Annotated in this window: 23 protein-coding genes and 1 pseudogene; 16 read left to right on the top strand and 8 right to left on the bottom strand. The window is 57.1% G+C overall.

Translation table 11 applies throughout. The annotated features are described in order from the left end of the window. Positions 1-456 precede the first annotated feature (456 nt). From K5H97_RS29495 to K5H97_RS29475, 5 genes are all read right to left on the bottom strand, one after another. Positions 457-1,092, bottom strand: coding sequence for a recombinase family protein (locus K5H97_RS29495; protein ID WP_028691927.1), 636 nt, complete (start codon positions 1,090-1,092; stop codon positions 457-459). A gap of 257 nt (positions 1,093-1,349) precedes the next feature. Further along, positions 1,350-1,757, bottom strand: coding sequence for a hypothetical protein (locus K5H97_RS29490; protein ID WP_028691928.1), 408 nt, complete (start codon positions 1,755-1,757; stop codon positions 1,350-1,352). Beyond that, the gene (locus tag K5H97_RS29485) at positions 1,754-2,104 is read right to left on the bottom strand and encodes a TrfB-related DNA-binding protein (RefSeq protein WP_028691929.1); all 351 of its coding nucleotides are present in this window, start codon (positions 2,102-2,104) and stop codon (positions 1,754-1,756) included. Before K5H97_RS29485 ends, K5H97_RS29490 begins: the two co-directional genes overlap by 4 nt. Continuing rightward, positions 2,101-3,045 carry a ParB/RepB/Spo0J family partition protein gene (locus K5H97_RS29480; RefSeq protein ID WP_028691930.1) on the bottom strand — a complete coding sequence of 315 codons (945 nt, stop codon included), beginning with the start codon at positions 3,043-3,045 and terminating at the stop codon, positions 2,101-2,103. The genes K5H97_RS29485 and K5H97_RS29480 overlap by 4 nt, the downstream gene beginning before the upstream one ends. A gap of 10 nt (positions 3,046-3,055) precedes the next feature. Further along, on the bottom strand, positions 3,056-3,823 hold the full coding sequence (locus K5H97_RS29475; RefSeq protein WP_028691931.1) for a ParA family protein: 768 nt from the start codon (positions 3,821-3,823) through the stop codon (positions 3,056-3,058). 1,003 nt (positions 3,824-4,826) lie between these two features. Between K5H97_RS29475 and K5H97_RS29470 the strand changes: the two genes are divergently transcribed. From K5H97_RS29470 to K5H97_RS29395, 16 genes and pseudogenes are all read left to right on the top strand, one after another. Then, entirely contained in the window at positions 4,827-5,288 is a 462-nt protein-coding gene (locus K5H97_RS29470; RefSeq protein WP_047710201.1) for a TrbC/VirB2 family protein, read from the top strand. A gap of 8 nt (positions 5,289-5,296) precedes the next feature. Then, positions 5,297-5,593, top strand: coding sequence for a VirB3 family type IV secretion system protein (locus tag K5H97_RS29465; RefSeq protein WP_011005967.1), 297 nt, complete (start codon positions 5,297-5,299; stop codon positions 5,591-5,593). After that, positions 5,580-8,265 (top strand): annotated as a pseudogene (locus K5H97_RS29460) (VirB4 family type IV secretion/conjugal transfer ATPase). Before K5H97_RS29465 ends, K5H97_RS29460 begins: the two are co-directional and overlap by 14 nt. Next, positions 8,265-8,954, top strand: a complete 690-nt coding sequence (locus K5H97_RS29455; RefSeq protein WP_077563720.1) for a type IV secretion system protein — start codon at positions 8,265-8,267, stop codon at positions 8,952-8,954. Before K5H97_RS29460 ends, K5H97_RS29455 begins: the two are co-directional and overlap by 1 nt. A 27-nt stretch (positions 8,955-8,981) precedes the next feature. After that, positions 8,982-9,194 (top strand): hypothetical protein, encoded by a 213-nt coding sequence (locus K5H97_RS29450; protein ID WP_028691934.1) that lies wholly within the window; start codon positions 8,982-8,984, stop codon positions 9,192-9,194. Further along, positions 9,187-9,579 carry a hypothetical protein gene (locus tag K5H97_RS29445; protein ID WP_028691935.1) on the top strand — a complete coding sequence of 131 codons (393 nt, stop codon included), beginning with the start codon at positions 9,187-9,189 and terminating at the stop codon, positions 9,577-9,579. Before K5H97_RS29450 ends, K5H97_RS29445 begins: the two co-directional genes overlap by 8 nt. Further along, positions 9,567-10,430 (top strand): type IV secretion system protein, encoded by an 864-nt coding sequence (locus K5H97_RS29440; protein WP_028691936.1) that lies wholly within the window; start codon positions 9,567-9,569, stop codon positions 10,428-10,430. Before K5H97_RS29445 ends, K5H97_RS29440 begins: the two co-directional genes overlap by 13 nt. Continuing rightward, positions 10,430-11,104, top strand: a complete 675-nt coding sequence (locus tag K5H97_RS29435; protein ID WP_028691937.1) for a type IV secretion system protein — start codon at positions 10,430-10,432, stop codon at positions 11,102-11,104. The genes K5H97_RS29440 and K5H97_RS29435 overlap by 1 nt, the downstream gene beginning before the upstream one ends. 27 nt (positions 11,105-11,131) lie before the next feature. After that, a complete protein-coding gene (locus tag K5H97_RS29430; protein WP_028691938.1) occupies positions 11,132-11,917 on the top strand; it encodes a TrbG/VirB9 family P-type conjugative transfer protein in 786 nt (261 codons plus the stop codon). A gap of 2 nt (positions 11,918-11,919) precedes the next feature. Beyond that, positions 11,920-13,182 (top strand): TrbI/VirB10 family protein, encoded by a 1,263-nt coding sequence (locus K5H97_RS29425; protein ID WP_028691939.1) that lies wholly within the window; start codon positions 11,920-11,922, stop codon positions 13,180-13,182. A gap of 9 nt (positions 13,183-13,191) precedes the next feature. Further along, on the top strand, positions 13,192-14,226 hold the full coding sequence (gene virB11 / locus K5H97_RS29420; protein ID WP_028691940.1) for a P-type DNA transfer ATPase VirB11: 1,035 nt from the start codon (positions 13,192-13,194) through the stop codon (positions 14,224-14,226). Then, complete coding sequence (locus tag K5H97_RS29415) at positions 14,210-15,127, top strand: lytic transglycosylase domain-containing protein (protein WP_028691941.1); 918 nt, start codon at positions 14,210-14,212, stop codon at positions 15,125-15,127. Before virB11 ends, K5H97_RS29415 begins: the two co-directional genes overlap by 17 nt. A 28-nt stretch (positions 15,128-15,155) precedes the next feature. Further along, positions 15,156-15,491 (top strand): TrbM/KikA/MpfK family conjugal transfer protein, encoded by a 336-nt coding sequence (locus K5H97_RS29410; protein WP_028691942.1) that lies wholly within the window; start codon positions 15,156-15,158, stop codon positions 15,489-15,491. 37 nt (positions 15,492-15,528) lie between these two features. Beyond that, positions 15,529-16,086: a phospholipase D family nuclease gene (locus K5H97_RS29405; protein ID WP_051555727.1), complete on the top strand. Its 558-nt coding sequence runs from the start codon at positions 15,529-15,531 to the stop codon at positions 16,084-16,086. A gap of 12 nt (positions 16,087-16,098) precedes the next feature. Next, on the top strand, positions 16,099-16,731 hold the full coding sequence (locus K5H97_RS29400; RefSeq protein ID WP_028691944.1) for a KfrB domain-containing protein: 633 nt from the start codon (positions 16,099-16,101) through the stop codon (positions 16,729-16,731). A 61-nt stretch (positions 16,732-16,792) separates the two neighbouring features. After that, positions 16,793-17,278: a hypothetical protein gene (locus K5H97_RS29395; RefSeq protein WP_028691945.1), complete on the top strand. Its 486-nt coding sequence runs from the start codon at positions 16,793-16,795 to the stop codon at positions 17,276-17,278. A gap of 1 nt (position 17,279) precedes the next feature. Here K5H97_RS29395 and mobF read toward each other — a convergent pair whose 3' ends face one another. The 3 genes from mobF to K5H97_RS29380 are packed head-to-tail and all read right to left on the bottom strand — an operon-like array spanning position 17,280 to position 22,161. Then, complete coding sequence (gene mobF / locus K5H97_RS29390; protein WP_028691946.1) at positions 17,280-20,216, bottom strand: MobF family relaxase; 2,937 nt, start codon at positions 20,214-20,216, stop codon at positions 17,280-17,282. Positions 20,217-20,227: 11 nt separating this feature from the next. Continuing rightward, entirely contained in the window at positions 20,228-21,778 is a 1,551-nt protein-coding gene (locus tag K5H97_RS29385; RefSeq protein WP_028691947.1) for a type IV secretion system DNA-binding domain-containing protein, read from the bottom strand. After that, positions 21,778-22,161 (bottom strand): hypothetical protein, encoded by a 384-nt coding sequence (locus K5H97_RS29380; RefSeq protein WP_028691948.1) that lies wholly within the window; start codon positions 22,159-22,161, stop codon positions 21,778-21,780. Before K5H97_RS29380 ends, K5H97_RS29385 begins: the two co-directional genes overlap by 1 nt. Between the last annotated feature and the right edge of the window lie 54 nt (positions 22,162-22,215).

Below are 22,215 nucleotides of genomic sequence, written 5' to 3'. Positions count from 1 at the left end.
TGGGCCTCCTACAGTGCTGTTGCTTGATCGATATCGAGCAAATTTGTCAGATATCGTTCATGAGTCACGCATACCCTAGCTCATATGGTGAGCGATGGGTAGCTCATACTTGCACGTTATCTCTCAAATCTTGTGCGATATCTCTCACCAATGAGCTAGGGGTAGCTCATGGAGGGGGGGTAGCTCATACGGTGAGCTAACCTAGCTCACGGATAATGAGCTAGGGGTAGGTCATAGATAGTGAGCGATGGTCGCTCACGGATCATGATCGGAGGTTCGTGCATACTATGAGCGAGGTGCTGCCCTGCAGGCCGCGTATTACAAGGGCTTGTAGTCGTGGTTCTTATGATCTCCTAACGCTTGCTCCATTTGCATTGGCTGTTAGGGCCTCAAAGTCGCCTGGCCGGCGGCGGCCAGTCGTGAATGGCTGACAGACTCCGGCTTCGCCTGCGCTAGTCAACCATTCCCGACCGGCTCGACTGAAAGCTCGTCACGAATACGCATGACAGTTGTGGTTGAACAGTTGGCATGGCGGGCCGTGGCGCGGATCCCGAGGTTGGCACCCAGCAGCTCGCGCACACGCTTACGCAGATCCTCGTCCACGGGCCGGCCCTTGTACACACCTGCCGCCTTTGCTTTGACGATGCCCTGGTGCTGTCGCTCCCGGCGCTGCTGATAGTCCTTACGGGCAATTGCCGCCATCATGTCGATCATCATGTAGTTGATGGCCGACAGCATGCGATCTGTGAATTCATCGTTGGTGGGCAATGTCATGCCCTGATGGCTGGTCGGCAGATCGATGGCGACGATACGCAAACCTCGCTGGTCTATCGCGCCCTTGAGTTCCCGCCAATCCTGATCACCCATGCGCGATAGTCGATCGATACTCTCCACCAGCAACACATCGCCCCGCCTTGAATCTTTCAATAGCCGGATCAGCTCGGGTCGGTTGGCATGCGAGCCGCTGGCGTTCTCCATGTAACTGGCTGCAATGGCGAGGCCGAAGCCGGCGACGAATGCTTCCAGCTGATCACGGGCGCGGCTAGCGTCTTGATCATCGGTCGAAGCTCGTAGGTAAGCGCGGATGAACATTGGGGATACCGTATCAGTATGGGTGTACTCAAATCAGTGTATCAGAATGGGTGTTTTTTTTGTTTCTGCGCCGAAGGGGTAGGGCAGGGCATATCTGTGCCATATGGGGTATACCCATTTGTGACGATATAGTTTCCCGGTCCCCGAAGTGACGAATGCGAGGGTTGGGCGCCTGGCCAGCCGCCTAGCCCGTGGGCGCAATGTCAGTCAATTCGTCACTTTAGGGACCGGTCCATTCGTCACTCCAGGGACCTGGATCAGCCTTGCAGTTTGCTGAATTCGCGATACAACCGCGCCAAGAGAGGTTGAGCGGCTTCCAACTCGGCCAGTTCTGCCGAGGTAACTTTTCGATGTTCCAAAGCGCTTACCACGGGTGCTGCCAGCTTCTTGGCTTCTTCCTCGCCGAAGTCTTTGACCCATTGGTCATATCCGCCTGGGTATCGGCCCTGTTCTCCGGCCTGACGCAGATCAAACAGCGCCTGGTCATCCTCTTGGTGCGCGTGCTTCAACTGCTCAGTCCATTTCTTTCGGTCTGACAGCTCAGGGCCGAAGATTTCGAGCAGCCGGGTATCGGCCAACGTACGCAGTGAACGGTTGATACCCGCCAAGCTTTCCTGCAATGGCTGCAGCAGCTGGGCGAGATCCTTATCGGTTGGGGTGGTCATGGTTCAACGTCCTTGGTGGTCATGGAATGTGTCTGCCAGTACCGAAGCCGTTCGGCGTCGGCCTCCAGCACGAAGCGATCAATCATTTCGGCAGGTGCGCAGATCTGCGCGCACCGCCAGCCCTCCGGGGTCTGTGTCAGGTAACTGGAATAGATCTTGTCGCGGATGGCCAAGGCGCGCTGCTTGGTAAGTCCGTGCGCATTGGCGACCGCGACAAGGCCCTTGCCTTCGACCAGGATCTCGAAGGCTACGTCGAGGCTGCGTGAGTGCATTTTCGACTTGGTGCGGATCCGCTCGAATTCCTCTCGGGGGATCCGCAGGTCCTGGTCAGGATGCCGGGCGGTCATTCAGAGCCTTTCCATCGCTCGGCCAGCTGCGCACGGGCTTTCTCCAACTCGGCCTTGAGGTAGGTGTTTTCCGAGGTGAGCGTTTCCACCTGTGCTGAAAGCACAGCGTTTGCCTCGCGCAGTTTGCCCAACTGGTCATCGAGCAGGGTTTGCTGGGTCGAGTTCCCCGGTGCGCCTTTTTCGGATCCTTTCTTGGATCCGCCGTTATGTACGCGGAGGGCTTTGGTGTTGCGCAATGTGGTGCGGACCTCCTGGCGGAGATTCAGGTCTTCATTGCCCTCTGCGCGCTCCAATAGATCCGCAGCAGCTTGCGGGTCCAGTTTATCGAGGCGGCTGATATCGTTGACCGTCGAGATATCCGCAGTGATGCCACGAGCGACCGCCTCGCGGCCTGCGCCTTCCTTGGTGACGTTCACCAGATAGGAAAGGCGTTCAGCCACCCAGTTGATCCCTTTGGACCATTCAGCAGCGACCTTCTCCAGGGTGCCGAGCCTGTCCTTGTCTTCCTGCAGGGCAAGTGCCAGTTCCAGCTGAGTGAGGTTTTCGCTGTGAACGTTTTCGGACCGCTGAATGCGCTTCGCTTGAGCATCGGTAAGGTCTTTCACCGTCACTTCGACCAGCACACCCGCAATGATGCACGCCCTATAACGGCGTTCACCGGCAACCATCAGGTACTTGAAGCCTGACTCAGGGTTTGGGTGCGGTCGTATTACGCAGGGTTCGATCTGGCCGTTTACCAGAATGTCGTCCGCCAGTTCCCGTAGCGATTCGTCAGAGAATCCTGGGTTGTCTTGGCTACGGATCTGCTTCACACACTCGATTTCGCCAGGGTTGACCTTTTCAATCAGCGCACCTTCATTGGCCGGGCGCTTTTGAAAGTCAGAAAGCTTTTTGGCCGTCGCCGCAACTGCACGACCAAAGGAGTTTTTCTTCTCCGTCATGATTCAATCCTCACTCCGCAAAGACCTTGCTAAGCACCGCTGCGCAGGCCCGTTTCATTTCTTTACCCGCATCCCGCTGACTCCCGCTGCGAGCTTTACGCCACACAGGGTTGCCGGCTGCCAGAGATTTGTTGATGCAGGGGCGGTGGGTGATTTGTTCGTTGAACATGGCCTCGCCGTGTTCCTCGCGAAGGCTCGGCAAGATCTCCAGTTCTTCGCTTGAGCGGCTATTGATGAGGTTCGGCAAGAAACCTAGGAAACGCAGGCCCGGGTTGTATTGATCCTGCACAGTTTCAATTGTGGCCATCAGCTTCGGCATGCGAGCCAGGGTGAATGCGCTGATGTTGAACGGAGTGACAACTGAATCAGAAGCCGCTAGGGCGGCAATCATGCGGCGCTGCAGGTTCGGCGGAGTATCGATCAAGCAAAGGTCGAACTCGTCATTGAAGCGGTCCAGAGCCTTGGCGAGATTGGTTACAACGTCCAGCTCCATATCATCCACATCCAGCAGCGCTACGTCGGCCTCGATAAGCCAGATGTTGGGCGCAACCTGGCGGGGGACGAAGCCGGCGTGCTCGTCAGTGAAAAGCTGACTGGCCATGAGGTAGGGCGTATCGTCGCCATCCTCGATAGGGGGGAAGAACTGCGACAGGTCGCTTTCGTCCAGGTCGAGTACAAGCACACGTTTACCTTGTTCTGCTGCATAGCAGGCCAGGTGGGCTTCAAGGGTGGTTTTGCCAACGCCACCCTTTTGGTTCGCAACGGCAGTGCGTTTCATGGTGACCTTCCTATGATCTCCGGTGGAGCAGTGGATTGAACGTGGGATCATGCTTGCATCAGTAAACCCCATAGTCAACCCCTAAAAAGGGTTTACTAGATTTTCTCGCATGCGGGAAATTGATAAGGGTCACGGATCAGCGCTGTGGCTTTCTCGCATGCGAGAAAGGTAGGGAAGGGAGTTGCTACACTGCGCGCACGTCAACATGTGTCGTACGGGATGGTTTCCTTGCGTACAGATCCTGTTGGCCAGGGTGGCAGTTCGGGGCGGCTCCCAGCTGCCACCTGACCACCCTCCAAAGCTCGTCCTAGACCGTTCGTCGGGCAATCTGAGCAAAACCTATTTCTCGTTGTCTTCTGCGCGAGGTGTCTCATCCCCGAAACACCTTGTTACCCGGCACGAAGCCGGCGTCCGTGCATTGCAGATGCCAGAAATATGGATATTTCCTTTTCAAATCAAAGACCTATTCAAATCACACCCTTACCAGGCGTTAGCCAGGGGCTTGGCCGTTCGTCGCCGAATGTGATGGATCCGATATTTCTCACAGTGAAACCTTGATTTCGTGAAATGAAAGGCATATCTTAAACCACGAAACACGGATTTCATGGATCAAAACTCGAAAGAGGGAAGAAATGCGAGGTGGGATCTAGAACAAAATCGAAGAGGACTCCAGTATCGCCCCTGTATTTGGCCAAGAGCTGCCCAGGGGAAGAGATGCAGAGCCTAGAGAAGAAAGATCTGGCGGTTTTCGCCGTCGCCCAGCCGGATTACCGAGTGATCCTTAATGAAAGGCAGGATAGCGACGGTCGGAAATGGGAATTAATCATTGAGAGCCCTTCAACGGGACAACGCTTCAACGTAGTAACCTCGTTAGGGAAAACACGGTTATTTAAGAATGCCGATACTGCTATCGACTTCATAAAGGATACCTGCCCTAACAATCCTAATAAGGCAATAACCGTAACGTACGGGGGTTCCCCGTCATGATCAAAGAGGCAATGGTATGCAACTCTCTGCTCGCAAAACTCAACGCAACGTAGGTATCAACGACAAACAAACCTGGCGGACCTGGCTCAAGGACAAAGCCACTGCAACTCTGAAACAAGTTCTCTCGCAAAAGACTCCATCGCACAAGGCATTGATGCGCGATGACTGGATGGCCAAGGCCACCAAGATCGCAGTGTTGGGGTCGCTGTTCTCCTTCGCAATCCTCCCTGAAATCGCCAACGCGGCAATGGATTTCAGCGGCCTGAAAAACCTGGCCAAGGACGTAGTGTCCTTCCTCATCTTTGATATCGGCTACTACCTGGGCATCGCAGCCATTGCGTTCTGCGGCTTCCAGGCCAAGTCGGGGCGCATGTCGTGGGGCCAGTTCGGCTGGGCTGTTGCCGGCGTGTTCCTGGTGTTCTTCTCGCCAAACCTGGTCGATACCATCAAAACCGGTGCGCAAACCGCACTGAAGTGAGGTAAGCGATGGCCGAGTACGACGACCTTGAAGAAGGTGAAGTGCTCGTATTGGCAATGGCCCGGCCTTCAATGGTCGGACCATTCACATTGTCGAGCATTCTTATAAGTCTGATAGCACCCGTGCTGTTAGCACTGTTGATTCGATCACTGTACCCGTTGGGTCTTATCCCAGTCTTGTTTGTCATTTCGTATTGGATATGCAGTAAAGACGTATATCTATTCGGAGTTCTACAGGCAGCAAGTAACTTGAAGGCATCGCGGTTACGCAAACTTTGGGGGTATCGCAGTTATGCGCCTCGTTGATAAAGCATTCAAAAAGCTGACGCGAAATATGGATCTTTCGCTTGGCGTTCAGCATCCAGAAGCTGCGGCATTGGATGATGATGAAATGCTGGTGAGCGCAATGGTGCCGTATGACGTTCACTACGATGACGAAACCGTTATCACCAGCGAGGAAGCGCTGGTTCAAGTCATCAAAGTGGACGGCCTCTTGTTCGACTCGCTTTCCGCCGAGCAGATCAAGCGCTTCGAGCAGCAGCGCAACACTGTGTTCCGCACCATCGCAAGCAGTGACCTGACTGTCTACGTCACGTTCGTGCGCCGCAAGGTGACCGACTTTCCTGATGGCGTAGGCGGTACCTGGTTCTCCCAGCAGTTCAACAAGCGTCTTCGCCAGCGCTACGAGAGCCGTGGTTTCTACATCAACGACATCTACATTTCGTTGGTAAGAAGGCGTTTTCGTGCGGGTATGCCAGGTCTGATGGATCGGGCTATCGCGCTGATGACCGGTACCGAGGCCACTAAGAATGAAGCGGAATCGCTGGATGCGATGGCCGACTCGCTCTACAAGGCCTCCAACCTGGTGCTGCGTAGCCTGGCTGACTACGGTACTCGCCGGCTACGGGTGCAGCGTCATCCTGAGCCGCGTATGGGCCGTATTGATCGTGAAACTGCGTTCAACGCCGTGCAGCGTTTCCAGCTGCAGTGGCATGACTTCAAGGCAACGGTTGGTGATCACGAAGTCTACGAAGCGGAAGCCGTGCATGACTTCCTGGGTGAGGAATTCTGCGAGCTGAGCAGTTTCTTCAACTACCTGATCAACCTCGACAACCGCAAGGTGCCCGTATCGGACCTGCTGATCAGAGAGTCGCTGCCATACGCCCGGCTGAATTTCCGGGTCCTGGCCAACATGTGCGAGATCCGTGGCAGCACCGAGTCGAAAATCGGCGCGATGCTAAGCATGGGCGAATGGCCGCGCCGTACACCGTCGCGCATGCTCGACAAGTTCCTGCAGCAGCCGGTGGAGTTCATCATCACCCAGTCGTTCACCTTCCAGAACCGGATTGAGGCTGAGCAGGGGATGCTGGATGAAACCCGTCGCATGACCGTGGACGACAAGCACAACATTTCTGAGGACGACCAGAAGGAACTGAAACAAGGTATCAGCGACCTCCGCCGTGGCAATGCGGTCAATGGTGCGCATCACCTGACCATTTTCGTGCATGTGCCATCGCTGCCGATGACTACCGAGGCAAACCGGGAGATCAACCGCAAGCGCCTGGATCATGCGGTTGGCCTGGTGGAAGGTTGCTTCGTTGAAATGCTGGTCAAGCCAGTGCGTGAATGGTTCGCTCTGGAAACCTTCTTCTGGTCGCAACTACCGGGCCAGAAAGAAGCGCTGATCGGTCGACGCGGCAAGATCAAGTCCAGCAACTTCGCCGGGTTTGCATCCTTGCACAACTACGCCCGGGGCCGTCGCGATGGCAACCTGTGGGGGCCTGCGATCACCGCCTTTGAGACGGAGAGCTACACGCAATACAACTTCAATTTCCACCGTGAAATGGAAGGCATGGTAGCGGGCCACTTAGGCATGGCGGCTGATACCGGCATGGGTAAAACCACGCTGCTGACCCTGCTGGTTTCCGAGGCAGACAAGGCTGAGCCGCTGGTGTTCTGGTTCGACAACCGCTTTGGGGCAAAGGTGTTCATGAAGGCTATGGGCGGCGTTCACACCACACTTTCCCCGCACAGCAACATGCGCTGGAACCCGCTCAAGCTGCCCGATACGCCGGAGAACCGTGCGTACCTGGTTGATTGGCAAGTACAGATGCGCGAGTGCTACGCCTCGACGCCGACCAGTGCCGAAGACATTACCCGGTTCAAGGCAGCAGTGGAGGAGAACTACGGTCTGCCGCTTGCTGATCGCCGCCTGCGTAATGTGGTCTGGACCTACGGCCAGGGCGAGCTGGCCGACATTATGGCCATCTGGCATGGCGCCAAAGGTGTTACCGGCGCTAATGCGGGTGTGTTCGACAATGCCGAGGACTCCATCGACTTCTCGCAAGCGCGGCACTACTGCTTTGAAATGATGGAGCTGCTCAAGGGGGGGGGAAGCCCGTCCCGAGCTGCCTGTCGTGATGAGCTACCCGCTGCATCGGATCGAGCAGGCCATGAATGGCCGCCCGTTCATCCTGGTGCTGGAAGAAGGCCAGAACCTGGTCAAGAACGAGTTTTGGCGCAAGAAAATCGACAACTTCATCATGCAGATCCGCCGTAAGAACGGGCTGATTATCTTCGTGACGCCGGATGCCAAGTATTTCCGCAGCGAAACGGACTCCATCGATAAGCAGACCGTCACCAAGATCTACCTGGCCAGCGACCAGGTGAAAGATGAAGACCATGAAAACCTGACGGTGGCCGAGCGGGAATGGCTACGCAAGCTCAACCCGAAGGAACACAAATTCTTGATCCGTCGTGGTCGGGAATCGGTGCGGGCTTGTTTCGATCTCTCGTCGGATAACCCTGATGAGGACCTGTCCGACTTTATCCCGGTCCTGTCCTCGAATGACGTTGGTGTCGCCCTGATGGATCAGATCATCGAGCGCCTTGGCACCGACGATCCAGCGGTCTGGGTACCTGTGTTCATGCAGGAAGCCAAGGCCAAAAACACCCACAACTTGAAGGCGGTTCGATGATGACAACTATCAAGAAACTCGGCTTGGCAGTCGCCGTATCCATGGCCATTAGTGGCCAAGCGCACGCAGTCGGTGTGCCGACTGGTGACGCCGGCACCTGGGCGGCTCTGGCGCAGAACCTGGCTGTGCTGCAGCAGCAGTACCAGACGCTGAAAGACCAGTACGAGACGCAGGGCAACATCCTGAACAACCTGCAGGGTGCTTACGGTCGTGGCGCGATTGGCCTGAACGAGTCGATTAACTCGGCCTCGGTCGTACCTGGCTCTTGGCAAGAGGTGGTGTCTCGGCAGAACAGCGGCGCTTACGGAAGCAAGCAGAGCTACTACGAGCAGTTGATCAACACGTTGCCGCAGGAGCTGTTCACCGCACCGGAAAGCAATCGTGCCAAGGACTACCAGCTCAGTTCTAACTCGGTTGTGGCTGCGCTGTCCGCAGGTGATGCGCTTTACAGCGAAGTGCAGGTCCATCTGAACAACTTGGCCACCCTGTCCCAGCAAGTGGACCTGACGACCAACGCCAAGGATGCTGCCGACCTGCAGAACCGCATCGCCACTGAAAACGGCATGTTGACCTCGGCCCAATCGAAGCTGCAGGCCCTGAACATGAACCTGCAAGCGAACCTGGCCAACCAGGAAAACCAGGCTACGGCACAGAACGAACAGTTCTTCCGCTGGAAAGACGAAAACTGATTCTCGCATGCGAGAAAGGAGAACCCTATGAATGCGCTCTGGCTGATCCTCAAGGTAATCACCTTCCCGGCTTGGGGGCCGCTCTGGCTGACCTGGAAGCTTGGCAAGTTCCTGCTGGTCCTGGTGCTGGTGTCTGCCGCCTCGGGTTGCGTTACCAACAGCGGCACCATCGACAAGTCGCCATGCGCCTGTGAATTCACCCCATTTGTCATCCAGCACAAGGAGTCCCGCAATGCGTAAGTTCTTCACCCTGACCAACATCATCTGCGTGGGCGTGGTCGGCTTTGCGGCGGCGTCGATCATCTACGTCAATGTCACCAACATCAATTTCAGCTCTACGCCGGAGGACGAAGCGGCGCCGGTAGTCGAGGTGCAAACCGGCAATCCTTTGCTGAAAGCAACCAAAGACGATGTAGCAGGCTGGTTCCCTGGCACCTGCTTTGCCGAGATCTACATGCAAAACCCGTCGTACAACGGCGGTCTGGTGAAAGGCTGCATCGACAAAACCGCGCAGGAGATCAAGGCCCAAACCGGAGCTGCCTTGAGTGCTGAGGACTTCCGGTCGCCCGAAGTGATCTCCCACTTCAAGACCGTATACGGGGCCGGGAATCCATGGCGCAGCTGACGTTACAAGGCCTGGTTGGGGCCACTGATGAAGTAACCACTTCCTTTGTCAGTGAGGTCTTCCCCAACCTGGCCAGCATGGTAGAGCCGCTGGTATGGACTCTGGCGGTGGGCTACTGGGTCGCTTTGGGTCTGCAGATGTACAACGGCCATGTTTCAGTCAAAGGCTGGGATATCGTCAAGCGGGCCATGTTGACCGCCCTGGTGTTTACCTGCCTGAACTGGTCCGCAGGCGGGACGGTTCTTTATCAGGCCTGGGGCGCTTGGACCGAAAGTATCGCGTCAAAGATCATGAGCGGCGGCGTAAGCACGAACTCCATGCTCGATGCGCTTTACGTCGATATTGGCAAGGTCGCCAGTACGCTGATGAATGTCAGCTGGCGGCAGGCAGCGATGATCTTGATGGGGACCGGCCTGTTTGTGCTGAACTGCATCCTGTTTATCGCGGCTGTGCTGAACATGCTGATTGCCAAGTTTGGTGCAGCAATCGTCATGGCGATACTACCGATCATGATTGGCTTTATCTTCTTTGATGCGGTGCGCCAGTGGGCAATGAACTGGTTTAGCAAGATGCTGAACTTCTCATTGATCTACATCCTGTCGATTGCTGTTGTCCGTTTTGGTTATTCCGTGTTCGGGGATGCAATCAAAGAAGTGGCCGCAACGGCAACTGTTACAGATGCCGCCCTGATCACTGCGCAGCAATGGGGCCAGTTGGTGATTGTTGAGGGTGTCATGATCATTTGCATGCTGCAGGTGCGCGGTTGGGCAGCAGCATTGTCATCGGGCGCGGCTGTTGGTGGTTCATCGCTGGTGCTGATGGCACTGCGTACTTTAGGGGTTCGTAAATAATGGACAAACAAGACAAGCAATTTGATAAGGCTGAAAAAGCCCGTCGTAAGCGTGAAGTCGAGGGCAACAAGACTCGCCAAGAGCGTAACCGTTCGCTGTTTTTCCAGGGGGTGCAGGCAGCTGTGATCTTGGGCCTTGGATTCGCCGTGGCAAGCTTGGCGAATTCCAAGACCTACATTCCGGTCGTCACGGTACTAGGAGCTGACGGCGAGGTCCTGAAACAGCGCGTCATCGACCAGGACAACGTTGATCAGGAACAAGCGATCATCGAGAAAACCCTATTCGACATGATCCGCGCATGTGAAACCTTTGACCCCAAACGTAAGCAGCAGTTGTCCGATACCTGCCATACCTACCAGACGCAGCAAGTTGCCCGGGAGTATGAGGAAGTCACCAACCCGGAAAACCCGCAGAACCCCTATGTTCTGCTGGGTGAAAACGATTGGATCGAAGGGCAGCCGTACTTGATGAATAAAGTTGGCGATGAATACCAAGTTTCCTTCAAGTCAATTACCCATAAATGGGGTGACAAGGAACCGGTTGAACGTCGTTACCTTGCAACCATCAAGATTGCGCATACTTTGGTACCCCGTGCCCTTGGGGATCGCTGGGAAAACCCTTTTGGCACGCTGGCCACTGTGTATCGCAAGAGCGAAGAACTGAGCCGCCGGTAATTCGCTGAACTGACAAGGAAACTAATCATGAAAAAACAGTTTGTTTTGCCGACTGCTATTGCTTTGAGTTTGTCTCTTTGCGCATTTAGCACCCATGCCGCAAAGTTGCCGAAGCCGCTTTCCAGTGATAATCGCGTAAAACAAGTGCCGTACGATCCCAACCAGGTTTATGAGTTGGTGGGCACTTATGGCTACCAGACTTCCATCGAGTTTGAAGCTGATGAAATGGTGAAGGTCGTGGCCCTGGGCGACACCATCGCCTGGCAGAGCATGCCATTTCGCAACCGTGTGTTTCTCAAGCCGGTAGAAGACAACGCCGACACCAACATGACGGTGATCACCTCCAAGCGTACCTACTACTTCCAGCTGAACAGCACCAAGGTCAAGTCGGGCCAGTCGTACCTGGTGCGATTCGTTTACCCGAACGCTCGCATCACCTCGTACAACCCCGAGGGGGAAACCCCTGCTGGCAGTACCCCGGTCACCAGCTCGGGCACTCCGGCATCGCCGAACATCAATTACGGCTACTCGGGGGACAAGGAAGCCATCGGCGTGCAGGGCGTGATGGACGACGGTCAGTTCACCAAGTTCCTGATCAAGAAAGGCGCCGATCTGCCGCAGTTCTACCGCGTACTGCCGGATGGTACCGAGGCGATGGTCGATGCTCGCCGTGAAGGTGAGTACATGGTCGTCAAGCGCCTGGCCAGCATGTTCGTCTTGCGCAGTGGTAATGCCTACGTCTGCGTTGAAAACCTGGCCAATCCCTACAAGCGCACCGTAACCCGTGGTGCCCGTGACGGCGGGGGGGCATAAAGATGGCCACCGAACCTACTCAACCTCAAGAAAAGACCCGTGACGAAGAGATCCGCGAGTGGAACGAGTCCAACTCGATGCTCAAGGGCAAGGCAGGCAACAGCAAGCGCAGTGGTATTGCCATTGCGGTAGCCGCAGTGGTCGCCTGTGGCTTCGCGTACATGGTTACCCATGGCGATGACGAAACCGAAAATAAAGACACGCTGAAAAAAGAAGAACTGGTCGCGGCCAGCCCGCGCAAAGTGATGGATCCGCCACCTCGTCGGGAGGCTGCGAAGGTCGCGCCGGTGAGCAATGAGCCGGGCGCGCCGGCAGATACGCCACGTTCGGTCGTTGACCGGCAGCAGCAAGGCGCCGTGAGCGATGAAGAACGACGCCGGCAGCAGCTGGAAATGCAGGCCCAACTGGAGCGGGAGAAAATGCTCGCGGCACGGCAGCGCTCGGCCATTTTCGCGACGGCCAAAGACGAAGGTTTTGACCAAGGGGCAGGGCAGGGCGCCGATGGCCAGCAGGCCAACGGTGGCTCTCTACTGGGTGGCGGTGGTCGTTCTTCACAAGGCCCGATGAATGCAAACGATGCTTTCGCCGCGTCTACCTACAGCGATAGCGTGCCGTTCACCGAAGCCCGTGTGATGGAGAACCTGGGATACAAAGTGCTGCAGGGGGCTGTCATCGAGGCAACCCTGCAGCCCCGCGCTCAAAGCCAACTGCCTGGTCAAATCTGCGCGTCGATTGCACAGGATGTATACGCCGCCGAAGGGCGCCGGGTAATGCTCCCGTGGGGTTCCTTGGTGTGTGGGAGCTACAACGCCAGCTTGAAGCCGGGCCAAGAGCGCTTGTTTACCATCTGGAACTTTGTGCGAATCCCGCGCCTGGACGGGCGCCCTCCGATGGAAATCCCGCTCAACAGTGCCGGTACCGACCAGTTGGGTACCGCTGGCCAGGGTGGCGTGGTCGACAACCACTGGGCGCAGATTTTCGGTGTCGCGGCTGCGGTATCGATCATCGGCGCCGGGGCCTCGAACAGCGGTGTTTCGTCGAGCGATCAGGAGAATTCCTCGTCCCGCTACCGCAGCGAAGTACAGGAAGCCGCCGCCGATTCGGCACAGACCATTTTGGGCCGCTACGCCAACATTCAGCCGACCGTGACTGTCCCGCATGGCTCGCGTGTCGTGATTTATCTGCAGCGCGACCTGGACTTTACCAAGGCATTCGCCAAGCAGGCCGAACGCGCCGAAAGCGGCGGCGTTACCTTCATCAACTGAGGACCGGATATGTCTGAGATTGCATCCTTTCGCACAAAACTGGGTCCGCTTGCTGGCATGTTGGATGACCCGGAAGTGACAGAGATCGCTATCAACGGTCCAGACAACGTATGGGCCGGCTACCGCAGTAGCCGGTTCATGCGTCCGGTTCCGGTTCAAGGTGTAACGCTCCCCCTGATCAAATCGCTGGCCAGCCTGATTGCCGCCCACACTGACCAGGAAGTGAGCGCCTACACGCCAATCCTGTCGGGGCGTATCCCAATCAATCTGGACGACAACGTCCCGGACAACGAGCGGGGCGACTACCGCGTCCAGATCGTCCTGGCCCCGGCTGTTGAGCAGCACATCGGCGGTATCGTCTGTATCCGTAAACCAGGGCGGAAGCAAATTACCCTCGATCAATACGAGGCTTCCGGTGCTTTCGACTTCATCAACCAGCCACGTGATCATGGCCAGTACAGCGATGATCACCTGGTTGAACTGTATCGGGCCAAGCGCTGGAAAGAGTTCTTCAAGGGCATCGTCAAGGCGCGCAAGAACATCATGGTTTCTGCCGGTACCAATGCCGGCAAAACCACTTTCCTCAACGAGTTGCTGCAGCATGTGGACGGCAACAATGGCGAGCGAGTAATCACCATTGAGGACACCCGCGAACTGCGCCCAGCGGGCGGGAACGTGGTGAACCTGATCTATTCGCGAGGTGGCCAGGGCAAGGCCCGTGTCACGCCATTCGATCACCTGGAATCGATTCTTCGTCTGACCCCTGACCGGGCAATTATGGGCGAGCTGCGTGGCGGCGAGGCGTTCCCCTTCCTTGAACTGATGAACACCGGTCACAGCGGCACGATGAGTTCTATCCACGCCGACTCGCCGGATCTCATGTTCGACCGCCTGGCATCAATGGCATCGCGTGGCGGTGCTGACATGAGCAAAAACCAGCTGATCGAGTTCTCCCGGCATCTGATCGATGTCGTTATCCAGTGGGAATACGGCTTCGATGGCCGACGCATCATCACGGAGGTTCACTATGCGAAAGCTGCCTAAGTTCACCCTGGCGCTGCTGGCCAGTGTCTGCGCGTCTGCCATGGTTCATGCCGAAGATGCACAGCCGACCCGGTTTTCCGAACTTGCCGCCAAGTGCGCGCCGACCGTTCACCCGTCCACGCTCAAGGCGTTGATCGGCAACGAGTCTACCTTCAACCCTTACGCAATCGGCGTGGTTGGCACTCACCTGCAGCGGCAACCTCAGTCCTTGAGCGAAGCCATCGCCACTGCCGAGCAGTTGGAACGGGACGGCAAGCGTTATGCCATGGGCCTTGGCCAGTTGCTAGTCACCAACATGCGTGCACGCGGGCTGAGCTATCAGGATGTGTTCGAGCCATGCCGCAACCTGCAGGCCATCAGCAACTTGCTGGTGGAGTATTACAAGCAGGCGCTTACGACCAGTAGTGACAAGCAAGAGGCGCTGTTGAAGGCCTTTTCGATGTACTACAGCGGCAACGAGCTGCGTGGCTTCCGCCCGGATCGACCTGGCGAAATGTCTTACGTCGAGAAAGTGGTTCACCGCGCCCTGAACCCCACTGCTGAGGATCCGATTGTGCCGGCTGTAGAGGGTGCAGAAGGCGCTGAGCCGATTTCCGTGGTTGCAGCTAGCTCCCCTGCCCGAAAAGCGCCGCAGCGCGCTCGTAGGGCCTCTGAACAGCAGGAAGGTCCATGGCTGACCTTCACTGACGACAATGGCCAAGCCGTTGCTGCCGCGAAGACTGAGACTGCCAGCAAGCCGCAGATCCAAGTCCACCTCAACACCGATGCCGAGGCTGATATTCCGAAGCGGGAATTCAAGCGCTTCGATCAGCCTGCGCCACAACACTTTGAACAAGCCGAGGCGCAGCCTGTTGCCGAACAGCAGCAAGCCACCCCGTCATTTGTCCAGATCATCAATTGATTTCTCGCACGCGAGAAAAGGAGTTCGTATGCGCACCCCAATCATGACTTTCCTCGCTGCGCTGGCATTTGCCGGTACCGTGCAGGCGAATGAATTGCCGCAGCCACCAACTAATTACGACTACGGCTCTAAAAGCGATTCAGAAGCTTGTGGGGCCACCCTGTGTCTGCTGGGCATGATCCGCGACGGTGATTGTGACAAGTACGTCACCAAGTACTTCAGCATCATTCGAACGAAAAAAGGAAAATTCAGCCCGTCCAGAACTGCCGAAGCTCGGGGTGACTTTGTTGCCCAGTGCGCTGAGGACCAGGACCGTGCTAAAGCGGCCAATGACAAATGGGGGACCGTACAACGTGGCTTCTAAGTTCACTGCAGTAAGGTCCCTTTCCTTGGCCGTAGCGATGGTGGCCAGCTCCCTGGTTTGGGCTGACCAGGCGCCTGCTTCGTCGGAGCCTGCAGCCGCACCGCTATTGGTCGATGGCGCGCGCCGCATTGAAGTCGGCTTCTCGCCAGAAGGCTCGGCACAGGATCTAGTACTGCGCACCATTGGCGCGGCCAAAAGCTCGATTCGCCTTTCGGCGTACATGCTGACCAGCCCCGATGTGACCAAGGCCTTGATCTCGGCCAAACAGCGCGGTGTCGATGTGGCGGTGGTGGCTGACCATCAAGGCAATCTGCAAGGTGGCGCTGCCCGCGCTGGCCAACATGCGCTGACATTGCTGGCCCGTGCCGGCATCCCAACCCGTACGGTGAAGGCCTACGCGATCCACCATGACAAGTTCATGGTGATTGACGGCAAGGCAGTTGAAACCGGCAGCTACAACTACACCGCTGCAGCTGCCAGAAACAATAGTGAGAACGCACTGGTCGTCTGGAACGACGCCGATCTCGCTGAGCAGTACCTGAACCACTGGCAGAGCCGGTGGGAGAAGGGCCAAGCATTCAAACCAAGCTACTGAGAGGGCACGCACATGGACAAGCAAACTGATCAGACCACCACTTACCAGCTGTTCCAAAAGGGCAGGGAACCGGAAACGTTCACCGACGCAAAGCTGGCGGGCGCAGCCTGGTTCAAGGCCGAGCTTTCCGACAAATCCGTGATGACTGTTCAACAGGGCGGGCAAGCCGCTCGTGTCTTTGCGCAGGTTGGCAAGGAGGGCACGCAGTATTACAAGGATCTGCCGTTCGACAATATGCCAGGCGCTGCAGACTTCAAAGCCTCGTTCAAGGATGCGCTGGAGCTGCGCAAGGCTGAGCAATCCGGCGCGGCCTCTGGTAAACCCGGTGAAGCGATGGCAATGGCCAAGCCAATGGATATGCCGGCCATCAAGGCAGCTGAGCAGGGCAAGACCTACGACGGCAAGATAGTCGCCTTCCACAATAACCAGGTGATTCAGGCCGTCAGTGACGGACAGAAGACTATCCATATTGCCCATGAGCGAGCGGCCTTGAGCAGTGCCAAGGCTGGGTTGTTGCACCAGGGCAAGGATCTGTCGATCCGTTACCCGTTCTCGGGCGTTGGCATCGTGCAAGAACGCCAGCTGCAGCACGAACTAAAAACCCCCTCACACCAACCGAAAGGCTACGGCGGCAAAGGTTTTTGAGTAGTAGCTGAAAAAGGAGAAAGGAGCCGGTAGGCTCCTTTCTTTTTGCCCGATATTCGATATGACTCATGACGAAATCGATCAGCTGCTGTGGCCATTCGAGCCGCTATTCGGTCGCTGGTCGGACGCACAGATCGCCACTGCAGCGGGTGTTAGCATCCACGCGGTGGCAGGACGGCGCCGACGCCTTGGCATTGGGAGCCATCTGCAGGCCTATGACTCCATCTTGGGTCTGTTCACGGATGAGCATGTGGCCCAGCTGGCAGGGGTGGCCAAGCAAACGATAACGGTCAGGCGGTCATCCCTGGGCATTCCGTCGCACCGTGACCAGCAGACCAATCCGCTCGAAGTGTTCGATCCCCTGCTAGGGGTGTTGAGCGATGCAGCGATTGCTCAACTCGCCGGCAGAAGTCCAAGTGCAGTCCTCAAGCGCCGGCGTAAACTTGGAATCACCACGTACCGTCCACGTTCCGATACCCCGCCACTGAAAACCCCGCACAAGGCGGGGCATAGTGGGAAGCTGGCCAGCACCACCAAAAGCGTTTGACTCACATCCTGGGATGCCCGCTGCTCGGGCCTTCCAAGCGAGTACGTTGCTTGCGCTCCAGCGCCTGGCCGTCCGCAACATTCCGCGGTTGAATCGACTCCCTACGCTGCCGCTCGCGTTCCTGCTGCAGCGACAACGCCGTGGTTTTGTCGTAGCGCTTGGCGATTGCTGCCGGCAGACCTTTGATTGAGTCTGCATAGACGCGGGCTTCATGCCGTGCCCGGCTGATGGCCACATACCAAAGGTTCTGCGAGGTGGTGCGGCTCTTGGTGTTGAGCGAGATCATGACGCGATCATTGGTCAGACCCTGAGCGCTGTGGACGGTCGCGGAATAGGCATGTTCCAGGTGCAACGGCTTGTTGGTCGGCAAGCTCACGGTGCGTTCGGGCTGGCCGTTGATCTCCTTGAGCGAAGCCAGCTGCACCACGCCGCCCTCGATGCTGACTACGCGCATGCGGTCGCCGTTGGTGAGGTCCAGCTTGGGATCCTGGCGGTTGATGCGAATGAGGTCACCCACAGACAGCTCGGGTTTCTCCAGCTTGTAGACACTGAGCTTGGTGGCCTGTCTCGGGTTGAACTCGTATCGGTTGCCGCTACGGTCCTTGACCACAAGCACATTACCCGGCAGCGCCTGGTCGACCACATACAGCTCACCTCGTACCAGGCCAGCCCGTTTATAGTCCTTTTCCGGCTGAATGATCATGCCCTGCTTGTAGCTGGGGGCGTACCGACGTTCTGCGTCGGTGGAATCGACACGGTTCAACGTTTCGAACTGTTTACCCTTCCCCAGCAGCCCGAGTGCCTGGCGGGCCATCTGGTTGATTTCCTTCCGGTCCTTGTTGGTGCCGGCAACGATCAATACCTCTTTGCGTTGGTCGGGCGTCAGTGCCATGTAGTCGCGGACAATGGCCTGGTGCCGCTCAGTGGCCGTTCGCAATTCTTCAACGTGTTTCAGGTGATCCAGGGACTTGGTGGGCTTCCCCTCGGCCGCATGCTGCACTGCCAGTTTCAACTCGGGATCCTTCTGCCGCTGGATCTCCTTGATACGTGCGGTCTGCATGCCGTTTTGCTGCAGCTGAGCAAATGGCTTGCCTGCCTCGATGGCCTCGGTTTGCTTGGTGTCACCCAGCTGGATCAAGCGGGCGCCGGATTGCTCGATCTCCCGCATCAGCCGTTCCATCTGGCGGGCGCCCACCACGCCGGCCTCATCGAGAATAACGATGGTCTTGGCATCCAATCCCTTGTTCTTGGTGTGGAAGAAGCTGGCCAGCGTGTGCGCATCCAACCCTTCGTTCTTCAAGGCGGTGACCTGGTTGCCGTACGGTGCCAGGGCAACAACTCTGTACCCTGATCCCGGTTGGGAATCCCGGCTGGCCATCGCGGCGTTCACGGAATCGATCAGTTTGACGGCACGGTCTACCGAGTAGGTTTTGCCGGTACCGGCATCACCCTGGATGCCTACAAATCGATTGTTGGTGCTGACGATCACCTCAACGGCTTGGTATTGGCCAGCCGACAAGGTGGACCCTTCCAGCGCCTTGGCCACCTGTTCCTTGGTCATCAACGGGGTGACCTGGCCACGGCCTGTCCGCTCGATAGCCAGAATGGCTTTCTCGCGCTTCAAGGCCTTCTGCGTCGTATAGCGCTTTTCTGCAGGCTCTAGCGAACCGCGCTTGATAGCCTTGTCTACATACTGACGGGCCTGTTTCTCACTCCAGCCTTTCAGCTCCTGCAGGTGTGCCCGCCAGCCAGCAGGCGACAGTACCGGCGAATCTAAGTCGCCGTTGGGCATGCGGTAGGTCGGCGGAGATTCGATAAGCGTCCCTTGCTTGACCAGGCGCTTGATTTCCTCGTTTACCTGATCAGGGGTAGCAAGGCCGACCGCACGTCGCAAGGCGACGGTGCGCAGGTCATTTTCCCCTACCACTTGCTCACGTTCGGTCAGGTGATTGATGGCGTACTGGACAACGGCCTGCCCTGGCGTGATGCCCTCGGGCAGGCTGTATTCTGCAGGGCTGCCCTTGCGAGGCGCGTATTCGCGATTGTCCAGGTGGCTGCGAGCGCCAAAATCAATGCCCAGCTCGCGAGCTTTGGTTACCCAATATTCTTTGACCAGGTGGCGGTCGCGCTCGTCCTTGCGTGGCCGTGTGGCCATCGCAATGATCTGCTTTTCGAGCGGGGTGGCATCGGCGCGGGTTTTTCCGTCCTTGGCCAGCGCGTCCTCGATCACTTTGGAACGACTGGAAAACGCCTCGATCTGGTCACGCGATATGTGGGCCAGCTCGAAGTTGCCCTGGTTATCCAGAACCCGGATCTCATATCCCAGCGCACGCAGTTCCTGGGCAAGGATGCCCTTGTACATGGCATCGACTTGCGGCTGGATCTTGTAGATATCGTCGTTGCGCAAAGCGCGCCATTTGCCATCCGACCGCCTGGTCATGTTCATGACCACGGCATGCGTGTGCATCTGCGGATCCTTGGCCCGGCTCATTTCATGACGAAACTTGCCTATCACCAAGTTGCCCGAGCGCTCGAGCATGGTTTTGCCGTTCACCTTCAATCGTGTTTGGGCCAGGCGCTCGACTTCCTCCATGCTCTTGGTCACTGCGCGGTCGTGTGCTGCCATCACATCCTTGTCGCCGGCGATCAGCGCCTGCATTGAGACGGACTTAGGAGCCGAGAACGTTAGGTCTAAGCCCATGCGACGGGAGCCTGTTTCCTTGTCGAAGGTCTTAGCCATTCGTTCGCCATTCGGGAGCTTTCCATCGAACAGACGGGCCAGCTCCTTCTGGTCGATAGGCCCCTCCAAACCCAGCAACTCGGCACCGATACCTTGCCACTCGCCGGGGGCTTCCTTGGCGTAGTAGTCATCGGCGTTGGAAAAGTAGCCTGCCGCCGCGTACTGGTTGTCACCCTTGATCAGCGTCACGTTGAACATCGCTTACCTCGTCAAGCTGCTTGGCCAATGACGATTGCCGGCGCCCGCTCTTTGTAATCGACGTAAGGCGTCTTGATCTTGGTAATGGGGAAGTCCTCGGCAAACTTGACGTAGGCTTCCAAGTCATTGAGGTTCGAGATCTCCGAATCCATCACGACCGGTTCCAGCTTGATTTCCTCGGCCCTCGTCATGCGCCCTGCAGTCCAAGACTTGCGGAAGCGCTTGACCTCCTGATTGCCCAAGATTTCCTTGGCCATTTCGGCGTTCTTGGCGTTTGCCGCCGCCAGAATGACGTAGTTACGAAAGCACGACAGCAGCGTGTCCGCGTCGTCCCGGCCATAACTTGCGTTGAGCTGGGACCAGTCTTGCAGACTGCCGACCATGCGCAGGCCATGTTTCCGGCCCTTGGTCGCAGCGGGAACGAAACTCTCCAATTTACCGAGCGATTGCAGCTCATCGAGAAACAGCCACAGACGTTTACCGGTCATTGGCTCGGAGCTGAGGATGGTTGCGCAGATGGTATCGATCCAGGTGGCCACCAGCGGGCGCATGGTGTCGCGCATATCCTCCCGCCAGGTAATGAACAGGTTGCCGGCGTCGGGATCATTCACCCAGCGATAAATCGAAAAGTCACCTTTACCCATGTAGCGAAGAGGGCGGATGTACTTGTTCATCATGAACTGGATGCTTGCGATGGCTTTCTCCGCGTTGTCACGGAAATAGCCTTCGGAGTCGGTGTTCGCCAAGAACGCCCGGATGGTGTCGCCATCTTCGCGAACCAGAAGGTTGACCAGCGTATCTTGGTTGGCGTTGTTCGTTTCCATCAGCTTGCGCATGGTGTCGGACAGTACGTCCCGAGCGTAGGCACACCACTGCTCGTCGCTGGGGTCTACCTGCGGCGGAATGATCGATTTAGCCATGCGGTTGAAATCGTGAACGCCACGGATCTCGTTGAAGATGGTCCAGCCTGCAGAGCGCGCATCAAAGGGATTGAGAATGTAGTCGCCCTTGAAACTGAACTTGGAGTAAAAGGTCCCGTTGGGATCGACCACGGCCATGCGGTCGTTGCGCCGTAATGCCGATGCGATCATGCCTTCCATGGTCACGGACTTACCGGCACCGATGGACGCGCAGATCATGGTGTTGCGGTCTTCTAGGTGCAGCGGCATCGGCAGCTTGCCGACCATGATTGGCTTGGCATTCTCCAACCCCTTTTTGCGGCGCTCACGGTTGGTCTTGGCATTGCGAGCGTTGACCTTGCGCTCCACGAAATGCCAGTTACGAATCCGAGAACCACGCAGCCATTGCTGGAACCGTTCGCCTCTGAACCCGTCGTCGCAGTATTCGTACAGGTAGTAACACAAGCCTGCAGCAACAACCGAGGTGGCAATGGTGGCACCCAGCACTAGAGGTTCGTGCCAGCCGTTGTGCAGTGTTTCTTTGAACGCTGCAGGGAACGGCGCCAGTGGCAGCTGAGCCAGCTGGGTGCCGGCCAACCAGCCAGCGATCGGCAAACCAAAGCCCGCTGTCATAGCGGCGGAATCAACCTCTTGTTTGTGCATCAGTCCTCTCCTGATAGACGTTCAATGTCCTCGGCCAGGTCGGGCAAAAGTGCTGCGAGTGCATCCTCGCTGCTGACCAGGTGCTTGAGATGAGCGCGCAGCTCATTGACCTTGCCCTGTGCCGTTCCTTGACGCAGCAGATAGACCACGATGGCCTGAATGGTTCTGCTCCGTGCCTGTTCCTGGGTGATGGTTTCGAGCAAGCCAAGGATCTGTTGCTGCTCGGCCCAGCTGTCCATATCCACCTGCCGGCCACCTTTGTCTGTGGCCAGCACCCGGTCGCGGATGTAGCTCGATAGGTGCTTATAGCCAGCGAGTGCCGCCGCTTCTTCAACCCTGGACAGCTGCTCGTCGTTGAATCGAATGGGTACTGTTTTGCCCACGTTGCTCCCTCAAATGCACCTTGAAAATTGGGGTTTGACATGCCCAAAGGTAAC

The sequence above is a fragment of the Pseudomonas mosselii genome (assembly GCF_019823065.1).
Lineage (GTDB): Bacteria > Pseudomonadota > Gammaproteobacteria > Pseudomonadales > Pseudomonadaceae > Aquipseudomonas > Aquipseudomonas mosselii.
The sequence above is the reverse complement of the archived record's forward strand: the minus strand, read 5'-3'. Positions and strand labels throughout refer to the sequence as shown.